Source organism: Granulicatella sp. (assembly GCF_057274575.1).
The window spans coordinates 38,121-55,034 of sequence record NZ_DBHISP010000001.1; the positions used below are offsets into that span (position 1 = coordinate 38,121).

Sequence of the window (16,914 nt, forward strand, 5' to 3'; positions counted from 1 at the left end):
AAAAATAATTAGATTTTCTTGACAAATACACGTTCCTCTAGTATTCTTTATACCAACAATATAAATCCTTAGACAGAGACATAAGACGTACACTAAAGAGATGGAAGCCGTGGCTGAAAGCTTCTAACCGTACGAGGGAAGACACTCTTGAGGAGAATAATGCAAAGTTATTCCGGTAATTCCGTTATCATTAAGAGGGAAAGAGCTCTTTCCAAACTAAGGTGGTACCACGAAATTTTCGTCCTGACTTCTATTGAAGTTGGGATTTTTTTATTTTTATCGAAAGAAAGGATGATTCATATGATTCAAAAACCCAAAGGAACAGCCGATTTATTACCTGAAGAACTTAAAATTTGGCACTATATCGAAGAAACAGCACGCATCATTTTAGGCGATTATCAATTTGAAGAAATGCGTACACCAATGTTTGAAAGCTACGATTTATTTAGCCGTGGTGTTGGGGATACAAGCGATATCGTTTCAAAAGAGATGTATGATTTCTACGATAAAGGAGATCGTCACATTACACTTCGTCCAGAAGGAACTGCAGCAATTGTACGTGCCTATGTAGAAAATAAATTATTCGGACCAGAACATAAGAAACCTTATAAAGTGTATTATATGGCGCCAATGTTTCGTTACGAACGTCCTCAAGCAGGTCGTCTTCGTCAATTCCACCAATTAGGAGTTGAGGTTTTTGGGTCTACAAATCCTGCTACAGATGTTGAAACAATCGCGATGGCTTGGGATTTATTAAAAGAACTAGGGTTATCGAATATGCGCTTAGTGATTAATTCATTAGGGAAAACTGCAGACCGTATTCAATATCGTGAAGCATTAATTAGTTACCTAGAACCTTTTGCAGATAAACTCAGTGAAGATTCTAAAAATCGTCTTCACAAAAATCCGTTACGTGTCTTAGATAGTAAGGACAAACGTGATATTGAAATCGTGAAGAATGCGCCACGTATCTTAGAATTCCTATCAGATGAGGCACGTACGCACTTTGAAAAAGTACAACAATACTTAAATGCTCTAGAGATTCCATATGAAATTGATGAAACAATGGTTCGAGGACTTGATTACTATCAAGATACGATTTTTGAAATCATGACGGATTCAAAATCATTCGGAGCAAAGACTACGATTTGTGGTGGTGGACGTTACGATGGTCTTGTTCAAGAACTCGATGGACCTGAAACACCAGGATTTGGTTTCGGTATTGGATTGGAACGTCTTGTCTTATTAATGAAAGATGAACAAGTTGAAGTCCCTGAATTACAAGAATTAGATGTTTATGTGGTAGGTCTTGGTGAAACAACAGAAGAGGAAGTATTAAAACTTTCAATTTCACTTCGTCAACAAGGGTACTCGGTAGACCGTGATTTCTTTGGACGTAAAGCAAAACCACAATTCAAGAACGCTCAAAAATATGGGGCCAAAGTGGTGATTACACTCGGTGAAGAAGAATTAGAAACAAAACAGGTTCCAGTGAAAGTGATGAAGACTGGTAAAGAAGTGAAAGTTGATTTAGGTGAGTTGTATAGTGATTTTGATAGTATTTATCGTCAAATTACAATGGATACAACAGCTATTGACGAGTACTTCGGTAAATAGAAAGAGGGATGGATATGAAAAGAAGAACAGAATATTGTGGATTAATTAGTGAAGAATTAGTAGGACAAACAATAACGTTAGATGGTTGGGTATCAAAACGTCGTGACCATGGCGGAGTTATCTTCATCGACTTACGTGACCGTGAAGGCATTATGCAAGTAGTCTTCAACCCCGCACGTAACCAAGAAGCGTTTGAAATTGCTGAAAAATTACGTTCTGAATACGTAATTCAAGTTACAGGTGAAGTAGCGTTTCGTGGTGAAGGGTTAGAAAACCTAAATCTTAAAACGGGTAAATATGAATTATTAGTAGACGAAGTTGAAGTATTCTCTAAGGCGAAAACTTCTCCAATTTATATCGATGACGAACAAAAACCATCAGAAGAATTACGTTTGAAATATCGTTATTTAGATATTCGTCGTCGTCCAATACTAGAAAATTTACGCTTACGTCATAAAACGACTAAATCTATTCGTGAGTATTTAGATGGCGAGGGGTATATCGACGTTGAAACACCAATTTTAGCAAAATCGACACCAGAAGGAGCGCGTGACTACTTAGTACCATCCCGTGTTCACGAAGGTAGTTTCTATGCATTACCTCAATCACCACAAACATTTAAACAATTGTTAATGGGTGCCGGATTAGACCGTTACTACCAAATCGTTCGTTGCTTCCGTGACGAAGATTTACGTGGAGACCGTCAGCCAGAATTTACACAAGTCGATATCGAAACAAGCTTCTTATCAGCAGAAGAAATTCAAGAAATGATGGAAGGTTTATTGAAGAAAGTGATGAAAGATACATTGGATGTGGAGGTTCAAACACCATTCCCACGTATTTCGTTTGCAGAAGCAATGGCACGTTACGGTAACGATAAACCAGACACTCGTTTTGAGTTAGAGTTAATCGACGTGAGCGACATCATGAAAGAATCAGACCTTAAAGTGTTCAGCTCATGTGTCGAAAACGGCGGAGAAGTTAAAGTGCTTAACTTAAAAGGGCTAGCTTCAGAGTACTCTCGTAAAGATGCAGATAGCTTAGCGGACTTTGTAGCGAAATTTGGTGCTAAAGGTTTGGCTTGGATTAAAGTGGAAGAAGATGGCTTAAAAGGACCAATCGCAAAATTCATCGTGAACCAAGAAGCAGCTTTTCGTGAACGTATCAATGCTGAAGTAGGAGATATCGTATTCTTCTGTGCGGATAAGCCGTCAGTAGTGGCTCAATCATTATCTGAATTACGTTTACACTTTGGTAAGAAACATAACTTAATCGATACAAACAAATTTAACTTCTTATGGGTTGTTGATTGGCCATTATTAGAACATGATGCTGAAGAAGACCGTTATGTTGCAATGCACCATCCATTCACTCGTCCAGTAAATGAAGACTTCCAAGCATTAATCGATGATCCTGCATCGGCGAAAGCACAAGCCTACGATATCGTATTAAACGGTTATGAATTAGGTGGAGGTTCATTACGTATTTACCGTCGTGACATGCAAGAAGCAATGTTCACAGTTTTAGGATTTACAAAAGAATCTGCGGAAAGTCAATTCGGATTCTTATTAGACGCATTAGATTATGGCTTCCCACCACACGGAGGAATTGCGCTTGGTTTAGACCGTTTAGTAATGCTACTTGCTGGTGAAGACAACATCCGTGAAGTCATCGCGTTTCCTAAGAACAGCTCAGCAGTAGACCCAATGACACAAGCTCCAAGTGAAGTGTCCGCAAAACAACTAGATGAGCTTTCATTAAAAATTAAATAGTATAGAATGGAAAATTAAAAGGAGGATGAAACTTTGAAGAGTAGTAAAGGTGTTGTTTTTAAAAGACAGCAACGTATCTTACAACTTTTACAAGAAAACCATGAAATGTCTGTTGAAGACTTATCGAAAGAGTTAGAAGTTTCTGAAATCACCATTCGAAGAGATTTACAACAATTTGAAGATCAAGGAGTTATCGAGCGCTTCTATGGAGGCGCGCGGTACCTTGCTGGAAAAATTAAACATGAAAACGTGGAACAAATCCAATATAATTCCATGAAAAAAAACATCGCAAGAAGAGCCGCGGGATTAGTACGAGATCATAATATGGTCTTTATTAACTCAGGCTCTACTGCCTTTTTATTATTAAATTTTCTAGCGGATGCAAATGTAACGATTTTAACGAATAATGGTCGTTCCATCTTCAAAAAGCCATCTACGAAAGCATCTGTTGTGATTAGTGGTGGGGAAATTTTCGAACAGAAAAAATCTCTTGTTGGGGATTTTGCGATTAACTCATTTTCAAAAGCTAGAGCTGATATTTGCTTCTTAGGGGTCGGTGGAATTAGTAAAAATGGAATTTCAACCTATGCACTTCCAGAGACTGCGGTGAACCGTGTGATTTTAGAACGGACAACAGGACATCGCATTATCGTTACGGAAGGATTTAAAGTGGGGCGTGATTCAAACTTCCATACTGCTGACTGTAATATGATTACTCATTTAATTACAGACCATTCAGCAGATCCTGAGACTGTTGCTTATCTAAAGAGCATTGGTATCAAAGTCATATTTATTTCGTAAGAAAAAGAATGTAGAGGTATAAAATGATTGAATTAGGAGAACGATTAACTAAAGTTGCTAATTTTGTTCCAAAGGATTCAAAGGTATGTGATGTTGGTAGTGACCATGCGTACTTACCAGTATATTTAATCCAAAATAACCAGATTACTTCAGCCATTGCAGGAGAAGTGGTCGAAGGCCCGTTTTTATCAGCAAAGCAAACAGTTCGTGATTATCGAATGGAAGACCACATCGAAGTTCGCTTTGGGGACGGACTTCAAATTTTGTCCAAAGAAGACGAAGTTACGGCCGTTACAATTTGTGGAATGGGCGGAGAACTCATTTCTAGGATTCTTGAAGCTGGATACAGTGGTAGTCATCTAAACGGACGTGAAAGACTCATTCTTCAACCAAATGTCGCTGAACATTTTGTGCGTGAATGGTTAATGAATCATTCTTATCAAATTGTTGAAGAAACAGTTGTTAGTGATAACCATCGCTTGTATGAAATTATCGTTGCAGAACCATCAAATGAACAAGTAGAGTACACAGAATTAGAATTAAAATACGGTCCGATTTTACTAAAAGAACCATCAGAATTATCTGTTGCAAAATGGAAACGTACGAACCGTAAAAACAAAGAGATTTTGGAACAATTACAAAAGAGCAAGACACCTCAACATGAAAAAATTGAGCAGTTTGAAAAAGCATTTAATGAATTGCAAGGAGTGATTGATCGTGCCAACAGTTAGAGATGTGGTAAGTCGTTTTGAAAAGCGTGTACCAAAGAGTCTATCCGTTCCAAAAGATCCAATTGGACTTCATTTTGGAGATTGGAATCAAAAAGTGAAAGTAATCATGACAACTTTGGATATTCGTCCAAGTGTCATTGAGGAAGCGATTGCTAAAAACGTTGATTTAATTATCGCGCATCATCCGCCAATCTTTAGACCGGTAGCGTTATTTGACTTAACCGTTCCGCAAAACAAGATGTTTCAACAAATTTTAAAACATGATATCGCAGTATATGCCGCGCACACAAACCTTGACGTAGTGCAAGGTGGAGTGAATGATTGGTTGGCAGATGAATTACTGTTATCTGATGTTACGGTGATGTCTCCAACAACGACGATTTCTTCTGTTAAGGTCGTTACTTATGTTCCAAAAGATAGTGCAGAGAAAGTTTTAGAAGTGATGTTTGAAGCTGGTGCTGGGACAATTGGTGACAACTATAAAGACTGTGCGTTTCAAACTTCAGGAGTTGGACAATTCACACCCGTTGAGAGTGCAAATCCGACTATTGGTTCATTGAACCTGCTAGAATTCGTAGAGGAAGTGAAACTGGAAGTTGTTTGTTCGGAAGAAGTGTTAACTGATGTTTTACGATCCTTAAGAGGTGCTCATCCTTATGAAGAACCAGCAATCGACGTTTTCTCATTGAAGAATGCAGGGAAGACCTTAGGATTTGGACGAGTTGGTAATCTTCCTAAAGAAATGACTGGGGAAGAATTTATCGCTTTTGTTACTGAGCGTTTCAGTTTGAAGGGGCTCCGTTACGTTCCTTCTCGCGTACATCCAGATGGCCTTATTTCAAGAGTCGCTGTTATGGGTGGTTCAGGTGGAAATTATTATATGGATGCACTTAGAAATGGTGCAGATGCCTTTGTAACAGGAGATATTTTCTACCATACAGCGCATGATATAGAAGAGACTCCATTATTCCTAGTAGATGCTGGACATCATATTGAAGTGGTGTGTCGAAAACAATTAGCGAAATGGGTTCAAGAATGGAAAGAAGAAAACAATTGGGATGTAACAGTGATTGAAAGTGAAACTTTTACAGATCCATTTGAATTTTATAAAGCAGGTGAAGAAAATGCATAAAGAATTAACAGAACGTTTTATCCGTTACGCAAAGAAAGAAACAAGATCTGATGAAACAAGTCAAACAGTCCCAACAACGCCATCTCAAACAGCGTTTTTAAAAGACTTAGAACAAGAATTAAATGAATTAGGATTCCAAGAAGTATATTTAAATCCTAAAAACAGCTTTTTAACAGCAACAATCCCATCAAATGTTGACCATGAAGTTCCAACTATTGGATTTATTGCTCACGTGGACACTGCTGACTTTGAAGCGAGAAATATTCAACCACAAATTCACGAAAACTATAATGGCGAAGCAATCGTTTTAGACGAAGAAGGAAAATTCGTATTAGATCCTAAAGACTTCCCGAACTTAAAGAACTATGTTGGACAAACATTAATTACAACAAATGGTAAAACATTACTAGGTGCTGATGATAAGTCTGGTGTGACAGAAATCGTTACAGCAGGTGCTTATTTATTACAACACCCAGAAATTAAACACGGAAAAATCCGCGTAGCCTTTGGTCCAGACGAAGAAATTGGTCGTGGAGCTGATTTATTCGACGTTGAACATTTTGCATGTGATTTTGCTTATACAATGGATGGTGGACCTGTTGGTGAATTAGAATACGAAAGCTTTAACGCTTGTCGTGCAACCGTTCGTATTCAAGGAAAGAATGTTCACCCTGGTACAGCTAAAGATACTATGGTGAGCGCATTGGAAATAGCTCGTAAATTCCAAAATGCTCTTCCAGAGTTCGAAGTTCCTGAACATACTACAGGGCGTGAAGGATTCTACCACTTAGTAGCAGCTGAAGGGGTTGTAGAAGAAGCTAAATTAGTCTACATTTTACGTGACCATAGCCGTGAATTATTCAATGCGAAGAAAGACATGATGCTACGTATCGCTTCTCGTATGAATAAAGAATTGGATACAGACCGTATTACCGTTGATTTACACGACGAATACTACAACATGGCTGAAATCATCGAAAAAGATTTCCGTTGTGTGGATGTGGCAAAACAAGCATTAGAAAACTTAGATATCGTTCCGATCATTAAACCAATCCGTGGTGGTACAGACGGTTCTAAAATTTCCTTCATGGGATTACCAACTCCAAACATTTTTGCAGGTGGCGAAAACATGCATGGCCGCTATGAATATGTTGCTGTTGAATCAATGGAAAAAGCAACACAAGTGATTCTCGAAATCGCTCGTTTAGCAGCATTATAATTTTTAACAATAGAAAGAAAGGAGTGAGTTCATGACATTTGATGGTATTTTCACCAAATGGATGATGGACGAAGTAGCGCCTCTATTAGTAGGAGGGCGTATTACAAAAATTCATCAGCCATTACCATACGATGTACAATTCACCATTCGTGCTAACCGTAAGAATTACTTACTTGTATGTTCGGCACACCCAATGATGGCTCGTGTACAATTTATTTCTGAGAAACCAGAGAATCCAGAAGTTGCTCCTAACTTTTGTATGATTCTGCGTAAGTATTTAGAAGGATCTATTATTCAATCGTTCACTCAAGTAGAGAATGATCGTATTTTACATATGGATGTGTCTACACGTGATGAACTTGGGGATAAGGCTGGATATCGTTTCACCATTGAGATGATGGGCCGTCATAGTAATTTATTCCTAGTGAATCAAGAAGATAACACGATTATCGATTGTGTTAAACGTGTTTCTCTTGGGCAAAATAGTTACCGTACCTTACAGCCAGGTGCTGCCTATGTAATGCCTCCTCAAACGCAGAAGAAAAATCCTTTTGAGTATTCGCTCTTTGAATTAGATAGTTTACTTCATCCATTTATTGGAGAACCTGGAGAAAGAACATTGATGAATGTCTTTCAAGGGATTAGTAAACAGTCAGCTCATGAAATTGTGGAACGTAGTGAAAGAAAGTGCCAAAGCTTAGCCGAGGCCTTGCATCATTATCTCGAAGAAGGGAATACCGATATAAAACCGACACTTACGAAATCAACGGACGGGAAGACTTACTTCTTACCGTTTTCGTATATGAGTAAGACGGGTGAATCACAAAACTTTGAAACTCTTTCTGAATTATTAAGTGCATATTATGTTCAGAAGATTCAAGAAGAGAAAATTCAGCAATTAGCAGGCCACCTGTTGCAAATGCTAAAATCCGAACTTCGCAAGAACCGCGAAAAGATGGTAAAACTCGATGAAGATTTAGCCCGAACAGAAGATGCGAATCATTATCGTGTATATGGAGATTTGATTAACACATACCAACACCAAATTGAAAAAGGTGCAAGTAGTGTTGCGGTTCAAAACTTCTATCAAGACTACGAAGAAGTAACAATTCCATTAAATCCATTATTAACGGCTTCTCAAAATGCGCAGGCGTATTTTAAAAAGTACCAAAAACTTAGAAATGCGGTAACGCATATTCATGAGCAACAAGAAACAACGAAAAATGAGATGGATTATTTAGAGAGTGTTATTTACCAAATCGAAGAAGCGGACGTATTCAACTTAGAAGCCATCCGAGAAGAACTTGTAGAGAGCGGCTACTTAAAACGTTCTACTTTGAAAAAAGGCATCAAGAAACAAGGAAGCGCAAAACCACATGTGTTCTACGCAACTGATGGCACGCGAATTCTAGTTGGACGTAACAATTTACAAAATGACCAATTGACACTTCGACAAGCGAAGAAGGAATACTTATGGCTTCATGCGCAAAATATTCCAGGATCGCACGTTATTATCGAATCCAGTAATCCAGCCGAAGAAACAATTGGTGAAGGCGCGATGCTTGCGGCATACTACTCGAAATATCGACTTTCTGGGACGGTTCCTGTGGATTATGTTCAAGTATCGAAAATTCGTAAACCAAATGGAGCTAAACCAGGTTTTGTAGTCTACGAAGGCCAACAAAATACTTATATTACGCCAGATCCAGTAAAGGTTGAAGCGTTAAGAAATAATAAACCGAGATAGAGTGAACTTATGAAAATTATTGTGACAGGATTTGACCCTTTTGGAGGGGAAAAGATTAATCCTTCAATTGAATGTGTTAAGGCTCTTCCTGGAATTAAAGGCGTAGAACTCATTCGATTAGAATTACCGACTGTATTTAAGGAATCAGCAAAGCGTTTGAATGAAGTCATTAATGAAGTGAAACCAGATGCAGTATTAAGCGTTGGTCAAGCAGGAGGAAGACCTGGGATTACAATGGAACGTATTGCAATCAATGTAGATGATGCGAGAATTCCAGACAATATCAGCCAACAACCAATTGATGAAACAATTCAAACAGAAGGGGCAGCTGCTTATTTTTCAACTTTACCGATCAAACGAATTGTAAAAGCGATTCGTGAAGCGGGAATTCCAGTTGAAGTATCAAATTCCGCTGGGACATTTGTGTGTAACCACATTATGTACCAAGCATTATTTGCTTCAACAAAGGCCGAGAAACCTTTTAAAGCGGGATTTATGCATATTCCTTTTATTCCAGAACAAACAACGGATAAACCGTCTCTACCGCTTGAAGAGAGCACTAAAGCTTTACAGATTGCGATTGAGACAATCCGTGATTATTTAAAAGATGAAGATATTAAGGTTCAAGAGGGAGCCATTTTTTAGAAAGGAGGGAGATGAATAATGTCACCAAAAGCAGCATATATTCATATCCCTTTTTGTTCGCATATTTGTTATTATTGCGATTTTAACAAAGTATTTATTGAAGGACAGCCGGTTGATGAATATATCGAATTATTGATTAGAGAAATGGAACTGACTGGGGAAAAATATAAAATTGAACTACTTGAAACGCTATATGTGGGTGGAGGAACGCCGTCTTCTTTAACTCCTCAACAGATGGAGCGATTATTGGATGGCATCCATCAATATTTACCACTACAAAAAGGTGCGGAGTTCTCGATGGAATTGAATCCTGATGACGGTACTCCTGAACTGCTCAGCGTAATGAAACAAGGAGGAGTGAATCGTCTCAGCATGGGTGTCCAAACCTTTAATAATGATTTATTGAAATCAATTGGTCGCAAACATACAAAAGAAACAGCAATCCGAACGATTGAAAATGCACGAAAAGTCGGGTTTGAGAACATGAGTATCGATTTAATTTTCAGACTTCCAAAACAAACGATTGAAGATTTTGAAGAGAGTCTAAAAATGGCGATGGTGCTAGACTTGCCTCATTATTCCATTTACTCGCTTATTTTAGAGCAGAAGACTGTTTTCTATAATCTAATGAGACAAGGAAAACTTCCGTTGCCGACGCAGGATGAAGAGGCGGATATGTTTGAACTCGCTATGAAAACAATGGAGGAGTTTGGCAGACATCATTATGAAATTAGTAATTATGCACTTGATGGATATGAATCGAGACATAACCTCCATTATTGGAATGCGGATGAATACCTTGCTTTCGGTGCTGGAGCTCATGGGTATGTGAACGAAGTCCGTTATCAGAATAATGGTCCTATTCAACAATATCTTACACCTTTGAGAAAGAAGAAACTTCCTATCTTTTCAGAAACAAAACTATCTAAAAAACAGCTGATTGAAGAATTTATGTTTTTAGGATTAAGAAAGTTTTCTGGAGTGTCGAAAAAAGAATTCTTTGAAAGATTTGGAATTTCAATGGAAAAAATCTATGGAGAAGTAATAGACGAATTATTGGAAGATAAACTCATTACAACAACTCCTGATGGTTTTGTTTTGACGCATCAAGGGAAATTTTTTGGAAATAACGTTTTCCAAGCATTTTTGATTGATGAAAATCAAAATGAATTTTTTTGAAAATAAGAGTTATTGTTAAACATTTCTTAAAGAATGTGTTATTATATCTTATGGCATTTCAAATGCACAAAAAGAAAAGAAAAGAAAAGGGGATATCTATCCAATGGAAAATATCGTTAAGATCTTAACAGCACCAACATTTGTGTCTGCTATCTTCTCAACAATTTCAATTATCTTAGTGGGTTATTTCATCCGTAAGAAAAATATTGTTGATGCAAACAGTGGTAAAGTCTTATCTAACGTTTTACTATCAGTTGCGATTCCTGCGTTAGCGTTCAAAGCCTTCATGGTTGATATTAACGACAAAACATTCACAACTGGTTTAAACGTATTTATTTTTGGTTTTATCGCTTATGTAATTTTAATTCTTTTAGGAGAATTATTCTTCATGAAAGAGAAAGGTGACCGTAAAACTACTTTATCAGTTTTAACAACTTTCGGTTCAACTACTTTCTTTGGAATTCCAATTATTAACGGATTGTTAGGTGCAACTGGTACTTTATATGCCAACATCTTCAACCTAGCTTACCGTGTATTCTTATATTCTTACGGATTAATTCGTATGAGCGGATTAAAATTCGAAAAGAAAAACTTAAAAATGATTTTTGGAAACATTATTGTTATTGCAACATTTGCTGGATTATTAATTTGGATTTTCCAAGCTTCTTTACCACAAGTAGCAGTTCAAGTTAAAGTCGGTGAAGAAACAAAAGAAATGATGTATGCTTTCTTACGTATTGATAAGACAGCACCATGGTTATTTAAAGCTCTTACTTACTTAGCTGATTTAAGCTCACCACTTGCTTGGTTAGCAATCGGTATCACTTTAGGAAACATTTCTTTAGGTGAAGCCGTTAAAGATAAGATGGTTTGGTTCTACAGCATTGTTAAATTAATTTTAGTTCCTGCAGTATTTGTTGGAGTAATCTTCGCAGTTAGCGCATTCTTACCAATGAGCCCTGAAGCTTCAAAAGGGATTCTTATTATGCTAGCGACACCACCAGCAACAGTTGCTGTGGCATACGCTATAAAATATGATAAAGAAGCAGCACTTGCAAGTAATGCTTCATTACTAGGAACTGTATTAGCAGTATTCGCAATCATCTTCTGGATTGTTGCTGGATCTGTTATTTTCCCTGGATAGGATAAACTATAAAAGTAGATCGATTCTCGGTCTACTTTTCAATTTATATAAAACGGAGGATGAAAAATGAAAGTTTTAGCATATGGTGTTCGCGAAGTTGAATTACCAATTTTCGAACAAGTAAACGAAAAATTTGGATACGAATTAACATGTATTCCAGAATACTTAAATTCTGAAGAAACTGCTCGTAAAGCAGAAGGTTTCAAAGCTGTTATTTTACGTGGAAACTGCTGGGCAAACAAAGAAACTTTAGATATCTACAAAGAATTAGGAGTAGAGTACGTATTAACTCGTACTGTGGGTGTAAACCACATCGATGCTGAATACGCAAAATCATTAGGAATGAAATTAGGTTACGTTCCTTTCTATTCTCCAAACGCAATTAGTGAATTAGCAGTTACTTTAGCAATGACATTATTACGTAACGTTGCTTACACTGCAGCAAAAACTAGCCAACAAGATTTCACAGTAGATACTCAAATGTTTGCTAAAGAAATCCGTAACTGTACTGTTGGGGTTGTTGGTATCGGACGTATCGGTTTAACAACTGCAACATTATTTAAAGGTTTAGGCGCTAACGTATTAGCTTATGATGCTTTCCCTAAAGAAGGCGTTGATCATATCTGTACTCAAGTACCTTTAGATGAGTTATTAGCAAAATCAGACGTGATTTCAATTCACGCTCCTTACATTCCAGCAAACGGAAAGGTAATCACTAAAGAATTCATCAGCAAAATGAAACCAGGTGCTATCTTAGTAAACACTGCTCGTGGTGAATTACAAGATATCGATGCGATCATCGAAGCATTAGAATCAGGTCACTTACGTGGTGTTGGTTTAGACGTTTTAGAAGGGGAAAGCGAAGTATTCTTCAAAGACTTACGTGGTCAAGAAATCAAAAATCCTGCTATCCGTAAATTAGTTGAATTATACCCACGTGTATTATTAACACCTCATATGGGTAGTTACACTGATGAAGCAGTATTAAACATGGTTGAAACAAGTTTTGAAAACTTAAAAGCATATGTTGAAACTGGTTCATGTAAAAATGACATTCAATGCTAATTAAAAGTAAACAAAAAAATCTCTTAGAGCAATCTAAGAGATTTTTTTTGCTTTATAAATATTTGAAAATCGCTAGGAACATGAAAATGGCTCCAGCCAGAACGAAAATATGCCAAATCACATGATAGAAATTATGATATTTACGTTTGTAGAAGATTGTACCAAGCGAATAACTTAATCCACCCAAGATGAGATAGAGAATCCCTCCCCAGCCCATACTTTCATATAAAGGTTTTATAGTAAAAATGGAAACCCATCCCATTGCTAGGTAAAGAAAAACTGAAATCTTAGAGAATTTCTCTAAAAAGAATGCTTCGATGATGACACCACCAATAGCAAAAATCCAAATAGCAATGCAGAAGGTTAATCCTTCCTGGCCTCCAATTCCGATTAAACAAAATGGAGTATAGGTTCCAGCAATTAATAGATATATCGAAGAGTGATCAATCCGCTGAAATATTTTCGCGGCTTTTGTAAATTTAAAGCTATGATAGAGCGTTGACGCTAAAAATAATAAGATGAGTGAAGCTCCATACACACTAAATGCGATGATTTGCGTGGTATTATTGACTGCCACAGCCTTCATTAAGAGTAGTACAAGCGCTGTAATGGCTAATGCGACTCCAATACCGTGAGTGACCGCATTAAGGACTTCACCGACAATCTCTGATTTTATCGATTGGACTTTTCGTTCTTTTTTGAGAGTTGATTCTTTCATAGAAACACGCTCCTTTCAATACATCTTATTATAGAAGGCAAATCGTTATTTGTCCAACTGACTTTTTAGGATTTTTTTGTGAACCTGAAACATATTCGTTGTTAAGAAAGGCTTAAAGGTGCCTTTTTAAGTTTTCATTAATTCCATTTTATAGTAAAATAGTGGATATATAAGTATTGGGTGTTCCCAGAAAAGGAGATTTAACAATGAGTGTTCATATTAATGCAACAAAAGGGCAAGTTGCCGAATCAGTTTTAATGCCAGGAGATCCATTACGTGCGAAATTTATTGCTGAGCATTACTTGACTGAAGTAGAACAATATAATGCGGTCCGAAATATGTTTGGATATACAGGACTTTATAAAGGACAACGTGTTTCTGTTCAAGGAAGTGGAATGGGAATTCCTTCAATTATGATTTATGCGAATGAATTATATACTGAATTTGGTGCAGAACGCATCATCCGTATTGGTTCTGCGGGTGGTATGCAAGAGAATGTTAAGGTTCGTGATATTGTATTAGCTCAAGGAGCTACTACAGATTCATCAATCTTCAACAATATTTTTCATAACCAAGTAACGTTCGCTCCAATTGCAAGCTTTAATTTATTAGATAAAGCATATCATCTTGCGAAAGATCGTGGTGTAGGTGTACACGTTGGAAACGTACTATCATCAGATCGATTCTATAATGCAGAATTAGATAAGAAAAAATTAATGGATTATGGAATGCTATGTGTTGAAATGGAGGCTGCTGGACTATATGCATTAGCAGCACAACATAAGAAAGAAGCTTTAGCAATTCTTACCATTAGTGATCATCTGTTAACAGGTGAAGAAACAACTGCACAAGAACGTGAACAAACATTTAACGACATGATGGAAATCGCGTTAGAAACAGTTCGTGCATAAAATTTGAATAGAAAGAAGGAACCCGAATGGGAAATAATCCAAAACCTCAAGGAGCTGTTCAAACAGGATTTGAGTCAAAAAAAGTTTCCGTTTGGATTTTAATACTGGCTGTACTGATCACTGCTGCTTTAACTTACTTTGGCACAACTCTTACAGTTTCACCACAATCCCAAGCTTCAACTACGCAATCTACGCAAACTACCAATGGAAATTCAAATAGTGGTGTGCTCTCTAACGAAGATTTAAGTAAGATAGAATTAGTCTATAAAACTTTGATGAACGGTTATGTGGATAAAAACATCTCCAAAGATAATCTTATTAATGGAGCCTTAAAAGGAATGAGTGATGCAGCTGGAGATCCTTATACAACCTACTTGGTGAATGAAGAAACAGCGGCGATAGACGAAACACTAACGGGTTCTTTCGGAGGAATCGGTGCGGAATTAAGATCTGAGAATAATAAAGTGATTATTAGTAATACGCGTGAAGGAACACCATCTCAAAAAATTGGATTACAGGAAAATGATGTGATTCTTAAAGTTAATGGTGAGGATATGGAAGGAAAAAGTATTTCTTATGTAGTATCCAAAGTTCGTGGAGAAATTGGAACAGATGTCACTTTAACCATTCAACGCGGAAGTCAAGAGTTAGAAGTAAAAATTACCAGAGCGAAAATTTCTATTGAGACTGTAAAAGGGACTGTTGATGAAACAAATCCAGCGATTGGTCATGTAAAAATTAACTCGTTTGCTAAAAATACGGCTCAAGAAGTTGAAACTGCTGTTACCGATTTACGTCAAAAAGGCGTTAAGAAATTCATCTTTGATGTGCGCTATAATCCAGGTGGATTGTTAGACCAAGCATTAGCGATTAGTAATATGTTTGTAGAAGAAGGCAAGACTATTTTAAATATTGAAAATAGAAATGGTAAAATTACAGCCTATAAAGCTTCTAAAGAATATGGTACCTTTAAAATCACAGAACCTTATGTGCTTCTTGTGAACGAAGGAAGTGCTTCTGCGTCTGAAATTTTAGCAGGAGCCCTTAAAGAATCTGCAAATGCAAAATTAATTGGTTCCAAAACATACGGAAAAGGAACCGTACAGTCTGTAGTTGATGTTTCAAAAAACGCAGAGCTAAAATATACAACTGCTAAATGGTTAACTCCAAATGAAACGTGGATTCACAAAACAGGAATTGAACCAACCGAAGCGGTATCAATGCCTGAATACTACAACATTACAATTGTGGATACTCGTGAAGTCGTAAAAGAAGGTTCTGTATCTGATAATGTTAAAACCATCGAAACAATCTTAAAAGGTTTAGGATATGATGTAAAAGCAGATGGATATTTTGATTCTAAAACAACTGAAGCAGTAAAACAGTTCCAAAAATCAAAAGGAATCTCAGAAACTGGTGAAGTGAATGAACAAACGGGATCGGCTTTAATGACTGCAATTCGTGAAGAATTGAAGAAAAACGATACGCAATATAAAGCTGCGGTAAAAGCATTACAATAAGGAGGATAGGAATGAACGAAGAGAATCAACTAGAAAATTCAAGCCTATCGTCTATTGAAGGACGTCTTCAGTCTCGAAAAGATAAGAGTAAACAAAAGAAAAAACTTCATCCAATCATCGAGGAAATTGTGAGTTGGATTTGGTCAATAATTGTTGCAGCAACTATTATGTTTCTTTTATACGTTTTTGTAGGAAGACCATTTACGGTTAGTGGGCAATCGATGTATCCTACTCTTCATAACGGTGATCATATGATTATGTCAAAACTTGGTGGTATTAATCGTTTTGATGTTGTTATTTTGAAAGCACCTGATGAAGACAAAGAGTATATTAAACGAGTAATAGGGATGCCTGAAGACACTGTTGAAGTTAAAGGAGGAGTCCTTTACATTAATGGGAAACAGGTAGAACAGCCGTTTATCAATTCAAATAGTGATAAAAAGACTGTCTATATTGATGATTTCACATTAAAACAATTGACTGGAGAAGAGAAAGTTCCAGAAGGAAAATACTTCGTAATGGGAGATAATAGAGGAGTTTCAAAGGATAGTCGAATGATTGGTTTTATCGATCAGGCTTCAATTGAAGGAAAAGCTGTATTTACTGTATGGCCTCTAAACAGAATCGGTGGTCTTAAAGATTACTCAAATTTATATCATTAATAAAAAGGTGATTACGGATATCGTAATCACCTTTTTGTGTCTTTACATGAA

General features: G+C 36.9%; 15 protein-coding genes. 14 read left to right on the forward strand and 1 reads right to left on the reverse strand.

The window, feature by feature from the left end:
- The first annotated feature begins 300 nt into the window (after window positions 1–300).
- From hisS to ACO5V7_RS00245, 11 genes are all read left to right on the forward strand, one after another.
- On the forward strand, window positions 301–1,617 hold the full coding sequence (gene hisS / locus ACO5V7_RS00195; RefSeq protein WP_485484597.1) for a histidine--tRNA ligase: 1,317 nt from the start codon (window positions 301–303) through the stop codon (window positions 1,615–1,617).
- Window positions 1,618–1,631: 14 nt separating this feature from the next.
- Entirely contained in the window at window positions 1,632–3,389 is a 1,758-nt protein-coding gene (gene aspS / locus ACO5V7_RS00200; protein WP_485484598.1) for an aspartate--tRNA ligase, read from the forward strand.
- 33 nt (window positions 3,390–3,422) lie between these two features.
- Window positions 3,423–4,190: a DeoR/GlpR family DNA-binding transcription regulator gene (locus tag ACO5V7_RS00205; RefSeq protein WP_298646716.1), complete on the forward strand. Its 768-nt coding sequence runs from the start codon at window positions 3,423–3,425 to the stop codon at window positions 4,188–4,190.
- A 23-nt stretch (window positions 4,191–4,213) separates the two neighbouring features.
- Entirely contained in the window at window positions 4,214–4,921 is a 708-nt protein-coding gene (locus ACO5V7_RS00210; protein ID WP_485484599.1) for a tRNA (adenine(22)-N(1))-methyltransferase, read from the forward strand.
- Window positions 4,908–6,053: a Nif3-like dinuclear metal center hexameric protein gene (locus tag ACO5V7_RS00215; RefSeq protein WP_485484600.1), complete on the forward strand. Its 1,146-nt coding sequence runs from the start codon at window positions 4,908–4,910 to the stop codon at window positions 6,051–6,053. The genes ACO5V7_RS00210 and ACO5V7_RS00215 overlap by 14 nt, the downstream gene beginning before the upstream one ends.
- Window positions 6,046–7,272: a peptidase T gene (gene pepT, locus ACO5V7_RS00220; RefSeq protein ID WP_485484601.1), complete on the forward strand. Its 1,227-nt coding sequence runs from the start codon at window positions 6,046–6,048 to the stop codon at window positions 7,270–7,272. The genes ACO5V7_RS00215 and pepT overlap by 8 nt, the downstream gene beginning before the upstream one ends.
- A 31-nt stretch (window positions 7,273–7,303) precedes the next feature.
- Window positions 7,304–9,019, forward strand: a complete 1,716-nt coding sequence (locus ACO5V7_RS00225) for an NFACT RNA binding domain-containing protein (protein ID WP_485484602.1) — start codon at window positions 7,304–7,306, stop codon at window positions 9,017–9,019.
- A gap of 9 nt (window positions 9,020–9,028) precedes the next feature.
- Window positions 9,029–9,664 carry a pyroglutamyl-peptidase I gene (gene pcp, locus ACO5V7_RS00230; RefSeq protein WP_485484603.1) on the forward strand — a complete coding sequence of 212 codons (636 nt, stop codon included), beginning with the start codon at window positions 9,029–9,031 and terminating at the stop codon, window positions 9,662–9,664.
- Between the two features lie 18 nt (window positions 9,665–9,682).
- Entirely contained in the window at window positions 9,683–10,843 is a 1,161-nt protein-coding gene (gene hemW, locus ACO5V7_RS00235; protein WP_485484604.1) for a radical SAM family heme chaperone HemW, read from the forward strand.
- A 103-nt stretch (window positions 10,844–10,946) separates the two neighbouring features.
- Entirely contained in the window at window positions 10,947–11,987 is a 1,041-nt protein-coding gene (locus ACO5V7_RS00240; protein ID WP_298646735.1) for an AEC family transporter, read from the forward strand.
- A gap of 66 nt (window positions 11,988–12,053) precedes the next feature.
- On the forward strand, window positions 12,054–13,052 hold the full coding sequence (locus ACO5V7_RS00245; protein ID WP_485484605.1) for a 2-hydroxyacid dehydrogenase: 999 nt from the start codon (window positions 12,054–12,056) through the stop codon (window positions 13,050–13,052).
- 52 nt (window positions 13,053–13,104) lie between these two features.
- Here the strand turns inward: ACO5V7_RS00245 and trhA are convergent, their stop codons facing one another.
- Entirely contained in the window at window positions 13,105–13,770 is a 666-nt protein-coding gene (gene trhA / locus ACO5V7_RS00250) for a PAQR family membrane homeostasis protein TrhA (RefSeq protein ID WP_485484606.1), read from the reverse strand.
- A gap of 206 nt (window positions 13,771–13,976) precedes the next feature.
- On the opposite strand from trhA, the gene deoD reads away from it, so the two are divergent.
- The 3 genes from deoD to lepB are packed head-to-tail and all read left to right on the forward strand — an operon-like array spanning window position 13,977 to window position 16,863.
- Window positions 13,977–14,681: a purine-nucleoside phosphorylase gene (gene deoD, locus ACO5V7_RS00255; protein ID WP_049554605.1), complete on the forward strand. Its 705-nt coding sequence runs from the start codon at window positions 13,977–13,979 to the stop codon at window positions 14,679–14,681.
- A gap of 26 nt (window positions 14,682–14,707) precedes the next feature.
- A complete protein-coding gene (locus ACO5V7_RS00260; protein ID WP_485484607.1) occupies window positions 14,708–16,201 on the forward strand; it encodes a S41 family peptidase in 1,494 nt (497 codons plus the stop codon).
- Window positions 16,202–16,212: 11 nt separating this feature from the next.
- On the forward strand, window positions 16,213–16,863 hold the full coding sequence (gene lepB / locus ACO5V7_RS00265) for a signal peptidase I (protein WP_485484608.1): 651 nt from the start codon (window positions 16,213–16,215) through the stop codon (window positions 16,861–16,863).
- The last annotated feature ends 51 nt before the right edge of the window (window positions 16,864–16,914 follow it).

Excerpts from the sequence above, each read along its gene's own strand:
- hisS (WP_485484597.1), top strand. The coding sequence starts at position 301 with ATGATTCAAAAACCCAAAGGAACAGCCGATTTATTACCTGAAGAACTT.
- lepB (WP_485484608.1), top strand. The coding sequence starts at position 16,213 with ATGAACGAAGAGAATCAACTAGAAAATTCAAGCCTATCGTCTATTGAA.
- ACO5V7_RS00225 (WP_485484602.1), top strand. The coding sequence starts at position 7,304 with ATGACATTTGATGGTATTTTCACCAAATGGATGATGGACGAAGTAGCG.
- ACO5V7_RS00245 (WP_485484605.1), top strand. The coding sequence starts at position 12,054 with ATGAAAGTTTTAGCATATGGTGTTCGCGAAGTTGAATTACCAATTTTC.
- hemW (WP_485484604.1), top strand. The coding sequence starts at position 9,683 with ATGTCACCAAAAGCAGCATATATTCATATCCCTTTTTGTTCGCATATT.
- ACO5V7_RS00260 (WP_485484607.1), top strand. The coding sequence starts at position 14,708 with ATGGGAAATAATCCAAAACCTCAAGGAGCTGTTCAAACAGGATTTGAG.
- aspS (WP_485484598.1), top strand. The coding sequence starts at position 1,632 with ATGAAAAGAAGAACAGAATATTGTGGATTAATTAGTGAAGAATTAGTA.
- trhA (WP_485484606.1), bottom strand. The coding sequence starts at position 13,770 with ATGAAAGAATCAACTCTCAAAAAAGAACGAAAAGTCCAATCGATAAAA.
- ACO5V7_RS00240 (WP_298646735.1), top strand. The coding sequence starts at position 10,947 with ATGGAAAATATCGTTAAGATCTTAACAGCACCAACATTTGTGTCTGCT.
- deoD (WP_049554605.1), top strand. The coding sequence starts at position 13,977 with ATGAGTGTTCATATTAATGCAACAAAAGGGCAAGTTGCCGAATCAGTT.
- pepT (WP_485484601.1), top strand. The coding sequence starts at position 6,046 with ATGCATAAAGAATTAACAGAACGTTTTATCCGTTACGCAAAGAAAGAA.
- ACO5V7_RS00210 (WP_485484599.1), top strand. The coding sequence starts at position 4,214 with ATGATTGAATTAGGAGAACGATTAACTAAAGTTGCTAATTTTGTTCCA.
- pcp (WP_485484603.1), top strand. The coding sequence starts at position 9,029 with ATGAAAATTATTGTGACAGGATTTGACCCTTTTGGAGGGGAAAAGATT.